This is a genomic window from Mesorhizobium sp. M7A.T.Ca.US.000.02.2.1 (assembly GCF_003996995.1).
Taxonomy (GTDB): Bacteria; Pseudomonadota; Alphaproteobacteria; order Rhizobiales; family Rhizobiaceae; genus Mesorhizobium.
In genome coordinates this window covers 1-15,490 of the sequence record NZ_RZTT01000113.1, presented here as the reverse complement: position 1 = coordinate 15,490, position 15,490 = coordinate 1, and the positions used below count along the sequence as shown (strand labels likewise).

14 protein-coding genes and 1 pseudogene are annotated in these 15,490 nt (G+C 63.3%); 4 read left to right on the top strand and 11 right to left on the bottom strand.

What is annotated here, in order from left to right; genetic code table 11:
• The 3 genes from EOD15_RS13370 to EOD15_RS13360 form a co-directional block, all read right to left on the bottom strand.
• On the bottom strand, positions 1-433 hold a 433-nt coding region (locus EOD15_RS13370; protein WP_185928998.1), incomplete at its 3' end, for a uracil-DNA glycosylase family protein.
• Entirely contained in the window at positions 373-984 is a 612-nt protein-coding gene (locus EOD15_RS13365) for a glutathione S-transferase (RefSeq protein ID WP_127322355.1), read from the bottom strand. The genes EOD15_RS13365 and EOD15_RS13370, both read right to left, overlap by 61 nt.
• A 43-nt stretch (positions 985-1,027) precedes the next feature.
• Positions 1,028-1,648 carry a thermonuclease family protein gene (locus EOD15_RS13360; protein ID WP_127322356.1) on the bottom strand — a complete coding sequence of 207 codons (621 nt, stop codon included), beginning with the start codon at positions 1,646-1,648 and terminating at the stop codon, positions 1,028-1,030.
• Between the two features lie 75 nt (positions 1,649-1,723).
• On the opposite strand from EOD15_RS13360, the gene EOD15_RS13355 reads away from it, so the two are divergent.
• Positions 1,724-3,244, top strand: a complete 1,521-nt coding sequence (locus EOD15_RS13355; protein ID WP_127270826.1) for a HAMP domain-containing sensor histidine kinase — start codon at positions 1,724-1,726, stop codon at positions 3,242-3,244.
• A 12-nt stretch (positions 3,245-3,256) separates the two neighbouring features.
• Here EOD15_RS13355 and EOD15_RS13350 read toward each other — a convergent pair whose 3' ends face one another.
• Complete coding sequence (locus EOD15_RS13350; protein ID WP_127408557.1) at positions 3,257-4,255, bottom strand: nicotinate-nucleotide--dimethylbenzimidazole phosphoribosyltransferase; 999 nt, start codon at positions 4,253-4,255, stop codon at positions 3,257-3,259.
• Positions 4,256-4,452: 197 nt separating this feature from the next.
• Here EOD15_RS13350 and EOD15_RS13345 point away from each other — a divergent pair, with 197 nt between their 5' ends.
• Positions 4,453-4,686, top strand: a complete 234-nt coding sequence (locus EOD15_RS13345) for a DUF1289 domain-containing protein (RefSeq protein WP_027036625.1) — start codon at positions 4,453-4,455, stop codon at positions 4,684-4,686.
• 7 nt (positions 4,687-4,693) lie between these two features.
• A complete protein-coding gene (locus EOD15_RS13340; protein ID WP_127270820.1) occupies positions 4,694-5,398 on the top strand; it encodes a TIGR02281 family clan AA aspartic protease in 705 nt (234 codons plus the stop codon).
• 10 nt (positions 5,399-5,408) lie between these two features.
• On the opposite strand, the gene dusA is transcribed toward EOD15_RS13340, so the two are convergent.
• The 4 genes from dusA to EOD15_RS13315 all read right to left on the bottom strand — a co-directional run bounded on the left by dusA (position 5,409) and on the right by EOD15_RS13315 (position 10,980).
• Positions 5,409-6,407 (bottom strand): tRNA dihydrouridine(20/20a) synthase DusA, encoded by a 999-nt coding sequence (dusA, locus tag EOD15_RS13335; protein WP_127408556.1) that lies wholly within the window; start codon positions 6,405-6,407, stop codon positions 5,409-5,411.
• 408 nt (positions 6,408-6,815) lie between these two features.
• Positions 6,816-7,985: an FAD-binding oxidoreductase gene (locus tag EOD15_RS13325; RefSeq protein ID WP_127320748.1), complete on the bottom strand. Its 1,170-nt coding sequence runs from the start codon at positions 7,983-7,985 to the stop codon at positions 6,816-6,818.
• A 62-nt stretch (positions 7,986-8,047) separates the two neighbouring features.
• Positions 8,048-9,328 carry an aspartate aminotransferase family protein gene (locus EOD15_RS13320; RefSeq protein WP_245463662.1) on the bottom strand — a complete coding sequence of 427 codons (1,281 nt, stop codon included), beginning with the start codon at positions 9,326-9,328 and terminating at the stop codon, positions 8,048-8,050.
• A 104-nt stretch (positions 9,329-9,432) separates the two neighbouring features.
• A complete protein-coding gene (locus tag EOD15_RS13315; RefSeq protein ID WP_127320750.1) occupies positions 9,433-10,980 on the bottom strand; it encodes an aldehyde dehydrogenase family protein in 1,548 nt (515 codons plus the stop codon).
• 281 nt (positions 10,981-11,261) lie between these two features.
• Between EOD15_RS13315 and EOD15_RS13310 the strand changes: the two genes are divergently transcribed.
• A complete protein-coding gene (locus EOD15_RS13310; protein ID WP_256746366.1) occupies positions 11,262-12,098 on the top strand; it encodes an IclR family transcriptional regulator in 837 nt (278 codons plus the stop codon).
• Between the two features lie 514 nt (positions 12,099-12,612).
• Here EOD15_RS13310 and EOD15_RS13305 read toward each other — a convergent pair.
• From EOD15_RS13305 to EOD15_RS35560, 3 genes and pseudogenes are all read right to left on the bottom strand, one after another.
• Positions 12,613-13,503 (bottom strand): hydroxymethylglutaryl-CoA lyase, encoded by an 891-nt coding sequence (locus EOD15_RS13305; RefSeq protein ID WP_127320752.1) that lies wholly within the window; start codon positions 13,501-13,503, stop codon positions 12,613-12,615.
• A complete protein-coding gene (locus EOD15_RS13300) occupies positions 13,487-15,001 on the bottom strand; it encodes a sugar ABC transporter ATP-binding protein (protein ID WP_127320753.1) in 1,515 nt (504 codons plus the stop codon). The genes EOD15_RS13305 and EOD15_RS13300 overlap by 17 nt, the downstream gene beginning before the upstream one ends.
• Positions 14,994-15,490 (bottom strand): annotated as a pseudogene (locus tag EOD15_RS35560) (hypothetical protein); the annotation flags it as partial. The gene EOD15_RS13300 and the pseudogene EOD15_RS35560, both read right to left, overlap by 8 nt.

Here is a 15,490-nt window from a genome sequence, read left to right as displayed (position 1 = left end):
GCATCGAGGCCATCAGGGGTGCGCGCCAGGCCGCCGCGCATTCGCGCCTCGGCGGCAGGTCTCCCCCCTTGGCATCCTGGCCGGGAAAGCAGAAACCCATCGGGACGATGGCGAACTTTTCGATGTCGTAGAATTCGTCGCTCGTCACACCAAGCCAACTGCGCAAGCGATCGCCGGAGGCGTCGGTGAACGGCATGCCCGACAGATGCACCTTGGTCCCCGGCGCCTGGCTGGCGATCAGGATACGGGCGCTGGACGATGGGCGCAGCACAGGTCGTGGCTCATGCGGCAACGGCTTGCCGGCCGGATTTTCCACGCAGATGCGACAGGCGCGGACCTTGGCGACGAGGTTTTCGAGTTCGGCAGTCATTCTCAGGCTGATGCGCTCGGCCGGCTGGAGACGGCCTGATGCCAGCGCAAAACATTCGAGCAGTCATCCGGCACCTTGATGCGTGCCGGCTTAATGAAGTCCACAGCGATCAGGCCGGTGATGTCGGCGATCGAATAGCTGTCGCCGGCGATGAACTCCCGGCTGCCCAGTTCGCCGTCCAGCAGCCTGAGGAACGCCACGGCCTTCGGCTTGTTGGCCTCGCCCCATTCGGGGACCTGCGGGATTTCCCATTCCTTCATCGCCGGATGGGTGTGCCGGAAGGCCTGCGCGACGCAGCTGAGCAAATTGAATTCCATCCGTCGCTGCCACATCTCGACCTGCGCCTTGCCGAGTGCGCCACGCCCGAACAGGGCCGGTTCGGGATGCAGTTCCTCGAAATAGCGGCAGATGGCGACGGATTCGGTGATGACGGTGCCATCGTCGAGTTCCAGCACCGGCAGGCGCTGCAAGGGATTGCGCGAGCTGACCGCCTGTTGCCTGTGTTCCAGCGCCCCCATGTCGATGGGCACCTGTGGAACTTCGATGCCTTTCTCGGCCAGGAAAACGCGGACCCGCCTTGGGTTGGGCGCCCGGCCACCGTCGAAGAGTTTCATTCCATCCTCCTGTTCGTTCTCGGTTCGGCTTTCAGGACGCGCATCACCAGAAGCGAAAAATCTCGCGCACGGCATCGCCGATCGACGCCAGTGTGCCGTGCTTCTTCTCGACGACTTCGCCGTGATGGCTGTCTCGCCAATCCTGCGGCTGATCGAACGTTCCCGCCCAGATGCCGGCCTTTCCCGCCTGGGCGACGGCCTCCTCGCTCTCGAAGTCGCCATAGGCAACCGCCCAGCCCGCCTCGACCTGCGCGCGGTTGAGATCCTTGCCGCCGGCGGTGCAGTCGCCGAGCAGCCGGCCATAACGATCACGCTGCCAGCCGGTACAGGAGACGGGCTTGCCGGCGATCAGGCGAACCAGCGACTGGCGCGCAAGCGTGCCGCAGGAATAGTCCGTGCCGTTCTTGCTGCAGGTCTGCGTATATTCCGGAGCATCGATGCCGCGCATGCGGATACGCTCAGTGCCAAGCGTGATCGAATCGCCGTCGTTGATGATTGCCAGGCCCTGTGTCTTGCGTGTCTCCACCCGGTCGAGGCGGGCCGCCAGCAGGATCAGCAGTCCGAGGATGATGACGGCAAGCCCGTAATCCACCAGCCGGCGCCACAGGCTTCTGGGGCGCGCAACGTATCTCCGGCGCGGTCTTGGCGACCATGAGCGGCTCATATGGCAAACGGTTGGTTAATCATTCGAACGTAGCTTAACACTTGGAAACCGCTGCTCGCATAAATTGAAGTTTTGATGCCCTTGCAACGCTCGAACACAGCGGACAAGTTCATTGTGGACCGCAGGAAACCTCATCGCAACAGCGATGTGGCGCGTGCGGTGCGCAAGACGCGTGACCGTCTTTCGCAGCAGGCCGGCAATCCCGATTTCGATCGTGAACTGCTGAAGCTCCATGCCCGCGCGATGACCAGCGGCGCCATCGCCATCCCGCTTCTTGTTCTGGCGATCGCGGCGGCCGGCCGGCTGGCCGGAATCGGCAACGAGATCGGGCTCTGGGCGCTGTTCACCCTGACCTGCTACACTATCGTTGCCTTCATGGCGCGGCGCATCGAGCGCACCGAAGCTTCCGAGCTCAACCCTTCGCAAGCAGGACGGGAATTCCTGATCGGCCATTTCCTGTGCGGTCTCGGCTGGGCATGGTTCGTGTGGCTTGGCTGCAGCGTCTGCGAGGTCGATCCGTTCCACATCGTCAAGGCCGTGGTGCTGTTGTTCGCCATGGCGGCGACCGCGGTGATGACCTCGTCTCTGCGCGGGGCGCTGTTGGCGACCTTTGCCGTTCCCGTGGCGCTCTACGCTTATGCCGGCGCCAAGCTATGGATGCCGGTCGAGGCGATCATGGCCGCGCTGCTGGTCGTTTCGCTGCCGTTCTTCGCCTATGTGGCCCGTCATCTCAACCACTCGTCCCTGATGATGTTGTCGTTCCGCTCCGAAAAGGATGCGCTGATCGCTGAACTGGAGACGGCGAAATCGATGTCGGACGAGGCGCGGCGGCGGGCCGAAGACGCCAATCTGGCGAAATCGCGGTTCCTCGCTTCGATGAGCCACGAATTGCGCACGCCGCTCAACGCCATTCTCGGTTTTTCCGAGGTGATGTCGAACGAGGTGCTGGGGCCGATGAGCAATCCCACCTATCGCGACTATGCCCATGACGTGCACGAATCCGGTCAGCATCTGCTCGATCTGATCAACGAAATCCTCGACCTGTCGCGCATCGAGGCCGGCCGCTACCAGCTCAACGAAGAACCGGTGATGCTGCTTGGTATCGTTGAGGACTGCTGTCACATGATGGAGTTGAGGGCGCGCAACAAGGATATCCGGGTCGTCCAGGATTTCGAGCACGAACTGCCGCGCCTTTTCGCTGATGAGCGTGCGGTGCGACAGATCACGCTCAACCTTCTGTCGAATGCGATAAAATTCACCGCTACCGGCGGTGAAATCCGTGTCCGCGTTGGTTGGACGGCGGGTGGCGGACAATACATCTCGATCAAGGACAACGGTCCGGGCATACCGGAAGACGAGATCCCGATCGTGCTTTCCGCCTTCGGCCAGGGCTCGATTGCCATCAAGAGCGCCGAGCAAGGCACCGGGCTTGGGCTGCCGATCGTGCAAGGGCTGCTCGCCATGCATGGCGGCGAGTTCGAACTTCATTCCAAGCTGCGCGAAGGGACGGAGGCGATCGCCATCTTCCCGCTCAGCCGGGTGATGGAGGAACTGCCAGCACTGCCGACCGCGGCGGTGGCGGCTCGACGACGGTAATCCGGCAAGACTCTAGCCGCGTACCGCGACAGCCATGCCCGAACTGGTCAGCGCGGCGGCCTTGACCAGCCCCGCGGCAAGGGCGGCCCCTGCCCCTTCGCCATGGCTGATGCCCAAATCGAGCAACGGGCGCAGCCCTAGCCGTTGGGCGGCGCGTGCATGCGCGGGTTCCGGCGACAGGCTGGCCAGCAGGCAATGATCGAGCGCGGTGGGATTGACGCCATGCAATACCGCTGCGGCTGCCGTCGCGGCCAATCCGTCGAGCAGCACCGGGATCTTCTGCATGCGCGCGGCAAGGATGGCGCCGGCGATCGCCGCGAATTCACGGCCACCGACCCGGCGCAGCGCCTCGAGCGGGTCGCCGAGATGGCCGCCATGAAAAGCCAGCGCCGCATCGACCACGTCGGCTTTGCGTGCCTGCATCGCCGCATCGGCGCCCGACCCCGGGCCGACCCAATCGACGCCCCTGCCCCCGAAAAGTGCCGCAAACAGGGCGGCGGCGACGGTCGAGTTGCCAACGCCGAGATCGCCGAGACACAAAAGGTCGGTGCCGCCGGCGATCGCTTCCATGCCGAAGGCCATGGTGGCGGCACAGCCACGCTCGTCCAGCGCGGCCTCTTCGGTGATGTCGGCGGTCGGGATGTGCAGGGCAAGATCGAAAACCTTCAGCCCGAGGTCGTAGGCAATGCAGATCTGGTTGATGGCGGCACCTCCGGCGGCGCAAAGTTCGACCGCGTTGGCGGTCGCCGCCACCGGCCGTGGCGAAATGCCGTGGCGCGTGACGCCGTGATTGCCGGCAAAGACCGCCATCAGCGGTCTTGTCACCGCGGGCGGAGCCCGCCCGCTCCAGCCGGCGAGCCAGGCGGCGGTATCCTCGATGCGGCCAAGCGAATTGCCTGGTTTATCGGCCTTGGCAAACAGCGTGCGCACGCGGGTCTCGGCTGCCGTGTCGGCCGCCGGCAGGTTGGCCAACAGGTTGCGAAAATCGTCGAAAGGCAGTGCGCTGGTCATCTTGTTATCGATCATTCCCTGGAGTTGGTGAGCGGCATAGCCGCCTTGCGGGGTTGGCACAACCTCCGGGATGATGGGCCTGCATTTGGCGCAAAGCCGGCCCCGAAGGGCGCAATCGCGAGGGCTTGCATTGGCTTTGCCGTTGCACCATGTGGAGGTGGAACAAGGGATTCCGGATGGAAGCCCAAGAGAAAGTCATGACGGCCATCGAATCCCCGTGCATCCTGGTCTGTTCGATCGACATGAAAACCGGCTTCTGTTTCGGTTGCGGTCGCACGCGCGAGGAAATCGGCGCCTGGATCGGGATGACGACGGAAACGCGCCGCAGCGTCATGGCGCAATTGCCGGCCCGGCTGGAGACGGTTGAGCGCCGGCCGCGCCGGGAAACGCGCCGCACCCGCATGGCGCGCGAACGCGACGCGCTATCGTGAGGTGCGGATGAGCCGGTTGTTCTGGATTTTGATGGCCGCTATCGGGGTGGGAGCAGTCCTGCTCATGCTCAATGATTCCGCCGGCAGCACGCTCGGCGTCGAGAACAACGATTTCAGCCGGCTGATCTGGCTCGGTGCCTTTGGCGCCCTTATCGGCGCCGGCCTGCTTCGCTCGGGCCGACCCCTGGGCGCCATGGCCCGCAATCTCGGCGCCTGGGCGGCGATCGCACTCGCGCTGATCGCCGGCTACCAGTATCGCTATGAGTTGCAGGATGTCGCCAGCCGGGTGACCGCGGGCCTTGTTCCCGGCAGCCCGCTTGCGCTTGGCGTCGAGGACGGCCACGCCACGGTGACGCTCGACAAGGCGGACAACGGCCATTTCGAAGCGCGCATCCTGATCAATGGCAACCCGGTCCGGGCCGTGGTGGATACCGGCGCGACCAGCACCGTGCTGACGTCGCAAGATGCGCAGGCCGCCGGATTCAATCCAGCGGCGCTCAACTACACCATACCGGTTTCGACCGCCAACGGCATGGCGCGCGCCGCGGCCGTGAAAACCGATCAGATTGCGATCGGCGGCATCATGCGCAGGGATATGTCAGTGATGATCGCCGCACCCGGCATGCTCAGCCAGAGCCTGCTCGGCATGAACTTCATCGGTTCATTGTCGGGTTTTGACGTGCGCGGCGACCGCATGATCCTCAGGGATTGATCCCCGAAGCTCAAGCCGCTTCGGCTGCTGCGCCACCGAACTCGACGGCTGTGAAAGCCGTCCTCAGCACGTCCGGGCCAGCGCCAGGTTTTGTCGCGTCCGTGGACAGGATCTGCCGGTAGCGGCGCGCACCGGGCAGGCCATGGAACAGTCCGACCATATGGCGGGTGACATGGCCAAGCCGCCCACCCTGTTCGATATGGCGTGCCGCATAATCCGCCATCGTATCGATCAGCGCGGCGAAATCGAATGGCTCGGACTGGACGCCGTGGAAAGCGGCATCGACGCCGGCCAGAATGCCGGGCGTGTGGTAGGCGGCGCGGCCAAGCATGGCGCCGTCGACATGATCGAGATGCGCCCGCGCCTCTTCGATCGATTGAATTCCACCATTGATGCCGATGAATTCGTTATGTTTTCTGGCCTTCAGCCGATAGACCCTGTTATAGTCGAGCGGCGGGATGTCGCGGTTTTCCTTGGGGCTCAGCCCTTCCAGCCACGCTTTGCGCGCATGCACCCAAAGCGCCTCGGCACCGGCATCGAAAACACCATCCGCCAGCGCATCGAGAGCCGGCTCCGGATCCTGCTCGTCGACGCCGATGCGGCATTTGACGGTGACGGGAACTGTCACCGCCGCTTTCATCGCTGCGACACAGTCGGCGACGAGGTCCGGCACCTTCATCAGGCAGGCGCCGAACGTGCCCGACTGGACGCGGTCTGACGGACAGCCGACATTGAGGTTGATCTCGTCATAGCCAAAAGCCTCGCCGATGCGGGCAGCCTCGGCGAGCTTTTCACGATCCGAGCCGCCGAGCTGCAGCGCGACCGGATGTTCCACCGCATCGAAGCCGAGCAGCCGCTCGCGCGCGCCATGGATGACCGCGTCGGCCACCACCATCTCGGTATAAAGCAGCGCATGGCTTGTCAGCTGGCGGTGGAAGAACCGGCAATGCCGGTCCGTCCAGTCCATCATGGGGGCTATGGCCACTCTATGATCTTGATTTTTCAGCATTTTTTTTAACATCAAATCGTTAGAACCTGCCTAGGTCACGCGAATTTACGCCAGAATACGACCCTTTTCGCCACGTTTCGATCTCTCAGTGCACACGGAGCGCATACGAACCAATGGCCACCTACACAAAGCTCTCGTCCGGGTCCTGGCGTGTCCAAGTCCGTCGCAAAGGTCGCTACGTCAGCGAAACCTTCCTGCGCCGAGACGACGCACGCCGCTGGGCGACGAAACCGAGCGCCAAGTCGATCGCGGTGAGACACCGACAAAGTCTCGAACAGCGCGCCTGAAAACCTTCGGCGAACTCATCGACCTTCATATCGACGACATGTGCGATGTAGGCAAGTCCCCTCGCCGCTCTGCCTCCGGCATGGCTTCTTTGTCCTTGCGCTAACGCCGGTGTCCCACTGGTCAAGCCGCCGCAGTATGTGTGCCCGGAACGTTTCTTTCCGGAGTTGGAGCGAGACTTTCGGTGCGTGGGATCGATGCGGGAGAGCCCTTGAGCACCCAGTCTGCGACGATCAGCCCAATCACCGGCGCGAGCTGAATCCCGTAGCCGCCCGCACCGGCCGCGGTGATCAGACCGGGCTCCGACTGATCGACTGGTCCGACATAGGGACGGTGGTCGGCGGTGACAGGGTAGAGGCCTGCCCAGCCCCGGCCGAGCCGGGCGCCCGGCAGATCAGGCAGGCGTTCGATCAGCATCTCGGCCAGCATGACCTTGGACCCTTCCTCGCACTGCTCGTTGTAGTTGTCCGGATCTTCGGGCGACGGCGAACTTACCTTGTGTATCTCGGCGATGAGCTCGCTCGCTTTCTCGTGCCGAAAGTTGAGTCCCGTGCCCTGCCCGTTCACCAGATCCATGACCATCGGCATTGTGTACGGGAGCGGCGCGTCCAAGTGGATTGTCAGCGCCTCGTGGCGCTCGGGGTGGATGTGCAGCGTCTGTCCGAGCATCTCGGCAACGCGTGGCGCCCAGGCGCCTGCCGCATTCACGACGAAGTCGCAGCCGATCGGCCCCTTGCTGGTGTCCAACCGATAGCCACCGGAAGTCCGCGCGGCACCAAGCAGCTTGCGGAACTGGAAAACCTCGGAGCCGAGCTTCTTCACCTGTTGCGCCAGCAGCGTGCACATTTCGTGGGGATCGAGGAAGCCGTCGTCCGGCCCGAAGATGCCGCCTTCGAGCCCATCTGAACTCAAGTGCGGCACGAGTTGCTGAAGCTCGTTCGCCTGGTAGACCCTGGATCTGAAGCCGGCATCGCGCTGGATCTCCACCGAGCGGGCGAACAGTTCCATCTGCTCGGAGGTGCGCGCCAGACGCAGGTAGCCGATAGGGCTGAAGCCGAGACCGAGGCGCTCTTGCCACCGGCGGACGCGCTGCACCGATTGCATGCGCAGCTGTATCTCGAACGGATCCGTGAGCTGTGTCCCAACGACCCCGACCGAGCGGCCGCTGGATCCTGACGCAATGGATTGTGCGTCGATGACGGTGACGCGAGCGCCCTGTTCCGCGAGCGCGTGCGCAGAACACATACCGAGGGTACCCGCACCGATGACGACGACGTGAGGAGAAGCTGTCATGTGACTTCCATCTGTTGCTGCGTCGTCCCGTGCCGGATGGATCCGGCGCTGGACGCGCTACGTCATTGCTTCGGAGCGATTGCTGCGACGGCGCTGTCGATTGCGGAAAGGATCTCGCGTGCGTCTTCCTCGGTCATGGAGGTGGAAAGCGCGAAGAGTCCGTAACTCGCCGAAAGCACGCCGCGGTCGAGCAGACCCTTGTGGAACAGGTCGAGTTTCATGCGTTCGGACGCACCCGGATAGACTGACCGGTAGTCCGTGATCGGCAACGCCGTGAAATGAACTTTGAAGAGCGAGCCGAGACCGACGCACTGCCCGTTGAGGCCATGGCGAGCAAGCGAGGCCGTGATGCCCTCGCGAAGCAGGCTGCCGATAGCGTCCAGATGCGCGAAGCTAGCCGGGGTCAACGCGCGCATCGCCGCCAGACCGGCTCGCATCGTCACCGGGTTCGCGGTGAAGGTGCCGCCATGCGGCAATGCGGGCTTGCCTCGTGTTGGATCGAACACCGCCATCACGTCGGCGCGGCCGCCGACGGCGCCGACCGGGAATCCTCCGCCGATGATCTTGCCGAGAGCCGTCAGATCGGGCGTGATGCTCCACAGGCCCTGCGCCCCCGAATAGCCAAGGCGGAGCGAGATCACCTCGTCGAAGATCACCAGCGAGCCGGCGGCATGAGCGATCTCGACCATCGCGTCGAGATAATCCTTTCGCGCGGGAATAAGTCCGGCGCGGTTCGGCATCGGGTCGATCAGAACACCCGCTATCGTGTCGCCATGCGCGTCGAAGACGGCACGCAGCGCCTCCGTATCGTTGAACGGCACCGCGATGACATCATCGAGAACTCCCTTCGGCGTGCCTTTCGCGTATGCCGTTGAGGCAGGCATGTCGCCCCAGTTGGCGGGCGAACTGTCCAGGCTGACTTCCGCGAAGTCGTAGGAGCCATGGTAGGCACCTTCGATCTTGACGATCTTCGACCGCTCGGTGAACGCCCGAGCCGCCTTGATCGCCATCATGACGCCTTCCGTGCCGGAGTTGGCGAAGCGAACCTGCTCGACTGACGGGAGGCGCTCCACCAACAGTTCAGCAAGATCAAGTTCGCTCTCGGTGGGCGCTCCGAAAGCCGATCCCCGGGGCATCTGGTCCACCACCGCGGCCGTGACGGCGGGATGGCCGTAGCCATGGATCATGGCCGTGAAATTGTTGATGCAGTCGTAGTAGACGTTTCCATCGACGTCCCAGACGCGGCAGCCCTCGCCGCGCTGGGCATAGATCGGAAACGGGTCGATGAAGACCGTTGTCCGGGTGTTTCCTCCCGGCATGACCTTGCGGGCCCGTTCAAACATCTCGCGGGACTTCGGCATTGAATCTGGATAGTGGCGCATAATCTTGTAAACCGATGAAGGAGACAGTCTTGGATGGCCGCGACGAAGGGCGCGACCTCTTTCGATCACTTGGTCATGATCGTGTGGCTCTGCTCGCGCAGGTACTGTGGCAGGAACCAGGAGCCGAGACCGCCCTTGCCGCTGACCCCGGTGCCCTTCCAGCCGCAGAATGGCTGCGCGCCTGGCCATGCACCCGTCGTTGCGCCGCTCGCACGGTTGGCATAGAGAACCCCCGCTTCGGCGGTGTCGAGGAAGTGACGCAACTCTTTCTGGTCGTTGGTAAAGATGCCGGCCGACAATCCGTAGGCGATGTCGTTGCCCTCTTCGATCGCGGCATCGAGACTATCAAAACCGCGGACGACCACGAAAGGCATGAAGAGTTCGTCGCGGGTCAGCCGGCCCGGACCATCAAGTTCGACGACCGTCGGCAGGACGTAGTTGTTCGCAAAGCCCTGGCCCAGGGCGGCGCCCCCAAAATGCACCTTGCCTTTGCCCTCGACTTCCGACAGCGCTGCCTGGAAACGGCCGACCGTGGCGTCGCCATAGACAGGGCCCATAAAGGTCTCGGCCTTACGAGGATCTCCGACCACCAGCTTTCCAGCGAACGCTACCAGTTTCTCGATGAATTCCGCCTTGACCTTCTCGTCGACATACACGACCGAGCATGCGGAGCACTTCTGGCCTTGCAGGCCAAAAGCGGAGCGCGCCACCCCCTGCGCCGCGCGGTCGAGGTCGGCCTTGCTCGTCACGTAGGCGGGGTTCTTGCCACCCATTTCGGCGATGACGGGCTTCATGTGGGGCAGCGTTGCCATATGACGGAAGATGCTCATGCCGGTCTTATGGGAGCCGGTGAATGCAACGCCGTCGATGCCGTTGTCGGTGGCAAGAAGGCGCCCCACCTCTCCATCGCCAAGCACGATGTTGAAAACACCTTCGGGCAATCCCGCTTTGCGAAGCGTTTCGGCAATCAGCAGTCCGGTCAGCGCGCAACCCGGCGACGGCTTGTAGACCACCGCATTGCCTGTCAACAGCGCACCCGAGACCATGCCGATCGACAAGGCGAGCGGAAAGTTGAAAGGAGCGATGACCGCGAAGACGCCATAGGGCTTCATGACGCTCGTAGCAGTCTCGTTTTCGACCAACACGTTCATGGGCCGGACGAACCCGTTGTTCGCCTTCATCTCCGATGCGTAGTACTCGACCATGTCGAGGCATTCCTCGGCTTCGCCGACTGCCTCGATGCGGGACTTTCCGATCTCGTAGAGCGCCGCCAAACCGAGGTCATATTTCCGCTCCGCCAGTGCCTCTCGCCAGCGGGCGCCGAATGCAAGGCGATCGTCCAGCGTCGAACGGTTCCAGGTCTTCGCGCCGGCCCGGGCTGCCTGGATCGCGGACTTGACGTCTGACGGGGTTGAAACCGGGAACTTGCCGAGAGAGATCTTCTTGTCGATAGGGCTCAGGATCTCTTTCCGAGCGCCAGTCGCAAACGGCGTCGACCACTCGCGACCCAGTGTGTTCTTCTCGAAATCCGGGATCATTGCATCGAGGTGAGCGTGAACAGGGGAAAAATCCACCCCGATGTTCGAGTAGGTCACACGTGGGATTTCAGCCATTTCAAGTTCCTCCGAAAATCGGTATTTATCCCGATAATCAGGATTTGGCTTGCGAGTCAATCGAGGGGACCATATAATACCGAATTTCGGTATTGGTAGTGAGGAGATTTCGGGTTCGGGTTACCTGGCGGAGCCCGACAGCCGAGGGCGTGCGGCCGTTCGGCTATTCTACGGAGCCCCTCGGACTCGACGCGCGGCGGGATAACGAGAGACCGACCTTGCCCCTCATGTCTGTTTTGAACGATAACCTTCTTGCAGTCGCAATTGTCAGATCGGCGTAGGTGCCCTTGAATACGAAATCGAAGAAGCCGAGCGCCAAGGACAGTCCCCTCGAGCGCTACATCTCGATCATGGAAACGGTCGCGCCGTTCGAGCATGGCTTGACGGCGATCGAGCTCGAAACGACGCTTGGACTGCCCAAAACCACGATCAACAGGCTGCTGCATGCCTTGATCGAAAGCGGGATGATCACCGCCGAGAGCGTTCGCAATCGGACATACCGCCTCGGCGATCGCTTGCTGCAGCTGCTACAGATGTCTCCGGATAGCGGCTGGCTGACGACGCTCGCGCAGCGGCCGCTTCAGGATTTGGCCGACCGCACCGGCCAGTCGGCGTTCCTGTCGAAGTTCGACGGTACCGAGGTGCGCTCGGTCACCTGCGTCGCGCCCGACACTCCGGTCCGGACCTATGTCATGCCGGGTATGGCCATGCCTGTAAATGCGACCGCTTCGGCCAAGGCGATCCTTGCGTTTCATCCGCAGGAGACCGTGAACAGGATCTTGGCGACCGAGCTGCGCAGCTATACCGATCGGACTAAAACGAAGATCGCGGAGTTGACCAGGGAATTGGCGGAGGTTCGGCAGCAGGGCTATGCCATGGACCTGGCCGAGCATGTTCCGGGCCTGGGCTCGATCGCATTTCCGATAAGGCCGACGAGCGGTGAGGTGATGTACGCGGTGGGACTTACGGGACCCTACGGTCAGATCATAGAGCAAAACTTCAAGCAGCATTGCTCGGCGCTCGCAGAAGCCGCCCAGCGCATGGCGAAGCTGGCGCAGATGCACGCCTACAACGGATCGGCTATGGCCGCAAAGAGTGCTGCAGCGGATCAGCGATAGGTCGGTGCTTGAGAGGCCGGTCATCGCGCGAAGAGATGTTGCGCTTTGAACCTGTAGTTCGCGATATGTTCTCGACGGAAGTGAATGTCCGGCTCCATCCCTCTGAGAACCACCCAATAGAAAACCTTAAACTTGGAGGCTCGCCCATTGCATTCAGAGTAGCTGCTCGGATGGCAGATAATCTACATCGACCACCAGCGCGATTTCGCCGGCGTGAAGCTGTCGACCTGGCCGAAAGCGATCAATCAGTCGATGCGGATGGACATGCAGAACCTGATGGGAACGATCGCCGACACTCTCCATTCGGTGTGAAGGCGATCGGGGCATTGGTACTGACGTTCACAACAAGGGCGGCACGCGCGCCAGAAATTCGATACCTCGTCAAATTTTGCTAAAGCCGAGCGGGCAGCCAAGGCAGCAATATATAGCTCGTGTCGCATTTTCCGAGACGCCAGCTCCGAAGATCGGGACGGCACTCATTTCAGGCAAACTTGCTGCGGGGGTTGTCGTGGCTTTATGGCTCGGCGAAAAACTTACCCTCGGCAAGCATGGTTTCGATGCCGGCCAGCAATTCGCGATTTATGCCGGTGGCAATCCCTTTCGACGCAAGGTGCGCCACCAGCGCGCCGCTGCGAAGATTGCCGGCCGCACCGGGCGCGTAGGGACAGCCGCCTAGCCCGCCGGCAGCGGCATCGAACACCCTGAGCCCGAGGTCCCAGGCAGCATCGACGTTGGCGAGCGCCAGGCCGCCGGTGTCGTGGAAATGCCCGGCCAGCCGCGCAGCCTCTGCTTCTTCGAGGGTTGCCAGCACCATGGCATGCACGCGCTCGGGTGTCGCCCTGCCGATCGTGTCGGCAACGGCGATTTCGGCGCAGCCGAGATCGCGCAGGCGCGCGACGACTCTCGCAGCGGCGCCGGGTTCGATCGGGCCTTCATAGGGACAATCGACGGCGCAGGAGACATAGCCCCGCACCGGCAAGGAATGCTCGGCGGCCAGCGCGATCACTGGCACAAAACGAGCCAGCCCTTCCTCGATGGTACAATTGGTGTTTCGTTTCGAAAACGTCTCGGAGGCGCTGGTGAAGACCGCGAGTTCCTGCGCGCCGGCCGCGATCGCGGCCCGCGCACCTTGCTCGTTGGGCACCAGCGCGGACAGCATAAGCCCCGGACACCGCACAGCGCGCCGCATGACCTCATCATGATCGGCCATCTGCGGCACCCATTTCGGCGAGACGAAAGCCGTCGCCTCGATGCGGGCGAAGCCGCAATCGGCCAGCATGCCGATCAGGCGCAGCTTCTGCCCGGTCGAGACCAGCCGCTTTTCGTTCTGCAGGCCGTCGCGCGGACCGACTTCGACGATCGTGGCCTGCCGATCCCCACCGGGCGATTCAATGGACGGCGGCATACATGATCTTTTCTTCGGAGGCCTCGTCGATGGTCATCTCCCCGACGATACGGCCCTGGCGCGCCACCAGTATGCGGTCCGACAGATTGAGGATTTCAGGCAGATAGGACGAGATAACGACGACGGCCGCGCCCGCATCGGCAAGCCGCTCGATAATCTGATGGATCTCGGCGATGGCGCCGACATCGACGCCGCGCGTCGGCTCGTCGAAGATGATCAGCGACGGCGCCTGGATTAGCGATTTGGCGATGACCACTTTCTGCTGATTGCCGCCGGAAAGCTCGACCACCCGAGCATTGGCGCCGATCGTGCGGACCTTCATCGTCTCGATCCATTCGGCCGATTGCCGGCGCGCTTCGCCAAGGCCGATTACCGAGACCGGATTGGAGCCCTTGGCCAGCTTGCCGAGGAATACGTTCTGGGCGATGCCCATCGTGTCGAATAGGCCGTCGAGCTTGCGGTCCTCGGTGATATAGGCGACGCCGCGCCGCACGGCCTGCCGTGGCACGCGGAAGTGCACCACCTCGCCGCGCAGCGTGATGCGGCCACCATGGAAGAAGTCACGCTTCAAAACGCCCGCCGCGATCTTCATCATTTCGGTGCGGCCGGCACCGACCAGGCCGAACAGCCCGGTCACCTGGCCGGCGAAGACCGACAGCGTTGCGCTGCGCACCGCCTTACCCATCGAGACGTTCTCGAGCGCCAGCACCTTTTCGCCCGGGCGGCGCGCGACGCGTTTGGCGGCATCGTCGCCATAGAGCGTATCGGTCAGTTGCCGGCCAACCATCGCCTGGACGATTTTCTCGCGGGTGAGATTGCGCGCATCGTCGGTGACGATCAGCGCGCCGTCGCGCAGCACGCTGATGCGGTCGGCGATCGACAGCGCCTCTTCCAGCGCGTGTGAAATGAAGATGATGGAAGCGCCCTCGCCTTTCAGCCGCTCGACCAGGGCGAAGAAGTGCTGCTTTTCCTCCGGCGTCAGCGTCGCCGTCGGCTCGTCGAAGATGAAGATGCGGGCCTTGTGGTGAACCGCGCGGGCGATCTCGACCATCTGCTTCTTGGCGGCGCCGAGCGTCGACACCAGCGCGGTCGGCTCGACATGGAAGTTCAGCCGCTGCAGATGCTGCTGCGCCTTGATGTTGATGCCGCGCAACCGGTTGAAGAAGCTCTCCTCGCCGAGGAAGATGTTCTGGGCGACATTCATCGACGGGATGAGATTGGTTTCCTGGAACACCATGGCGATGCCGTGCTTCATGGCATCGGCGGGCGAGGAAAAGCCAACCGGTTTGCCGTCAATCAGCATCTCGCCCGACGTCAGCGGGTAGAGGCCGGCCAGCACCTTGGTCAACGTCGACTTCCCCGCACCGTTCTCGCCGAGCAGCGCATGGACCTCGCCTTGCCGCAGCGTGAAATCGACGTCGCGCACCGCCGCGTTGCCGGCGAACGCCTTGGTGGCCTTGCGGAACCGGACGATCTCGGCCGCGTGGGGATCAGCCATGCAGGGCTCCACCGGATGTCGCGCCGGGCAGGCGCAGCAGCGTGCCGGAGCCGCGCGAGGCGGCGTAGACGCTGCCGCCATGCTCACAGACGGAGGTGACGCCATGCATGCTGCCGTCGGCGCGGCTGTGCCAGCTTTCGCTGGGCCGGCCGCCGTCGTCGCAGCGCGCGACGAGGCCGTAGGAGCGCGATGGCGCCCACGGCTTCAGCACGCCCATCTGCCGGACCGAGCCCTGGCTCAGCGGCTGGTCCGGCCGCGCCGATCCGGCGAGTTCCGGCCCGATCCATTCGCCGGGATCGATCGTCGCCATCATCTCGCGGCGATAATCGTCCTCGCGCAGCACCAGTTCGAGAAGCTGGCGGCGCGGCGCGAACAGCGCCATCCAGAAGCCGCCATCGGAAGCGGCCGACAGGCGTGACGGATAGGCCGGCAGATCTTCCACGATCGCCACCGGATGGGGGGATTTCCGATCGAGGGCGACGATACGAT

Excerpts from the sequence above, each read along its gene's own strand:
- dusA (WP_127408556.1), bottom strand. The coding sequence starts at position 6,407 with ATGCTGAAAAATCAAGATCATAGAGTGGCCATAGCCCCCATGATGGAC.
- EOD15_RS13355 (WP_127270826.1), top strand. The coding sequence starts at position 1,724 with ATGCCCTTGCAACGCTCGAACACAGCGGACAAGTTCATTGTGGACCGC.
- EOD15_RS13350 (WP_127408557.1), bottom strand. The coding sequence starts at position 4,255 with ATGACCAGCGCACTGCCTTTCGACGATTTTCGCAACCTGTTGGCCAAC.
- EOD15_RS13320 (WP_245463662.1), bottom strand. The coding sequence starts at position 9,328 with ATGTTTGAACGGGCCCGCAAGGTCATGCCGGGAGGAAACACCCGGACA.
- EOD15_RS13345 (WP_027036625.1), top strand. The coding sequence starts at position 4,453 with ATGACGGCCATCGAATCCCCGTGCATCCTGGTCTGTTCGATCGACATG.
- EOD15_RS13325 (WP_127320748.1), bottom strand. The coding sequence starts at position 7,985 with ATGACAGCTTCTCCTCACGTCGTCGTCATCGGTGCGGGTACCCTCGGT.
- EOD15_RS13340 (WP_127270820.1), top strand. The coding sequence starts at position 4,694 with ATGAGCCGGTTGTTCTGGATTTTGATGGCCGCTATCGGGGTGGGAGCA.
- EOD15_RS13305 (WP_127320752.1), bottom strand. The coding sequence starts at position 13,503 with ATGCCGCCGTCCATTGAATCGCCCGGTGGGGATCGGCAGGCCACGATC.
- EOD15_RS13365 (WP_127322355.1), bottom strand. The coding sequence starts at position 984 with ATGAAACTCTTCGACGGTGGCCGGGCGCCCAACCCAAGGCGGGTCCGC.
- EOD15_RS13315 (WP_127320750.1), bottom strand. The coding sequence starts at position 10,980 with ATGGCTGAAATCCCACGTGTGACCTACTCGAACATCGGGGTGGATTTT.
- EOD15_RS13360 (WP_127322356.1), bottom strand. The coding sequence starts at position 1,648 with ATGAGCCGCTCATGGTCGCCAAGACCGCGCCGGAGATACGTTGCGCGC.
- EOD15_RS13300 (WP_127320753.1), bottom strand. The coding sequence starts at position 15,001 with ATGGCTGATCCCCACGCGGCCGAGATCGTCCGGTTCCGCAAGGCCACC.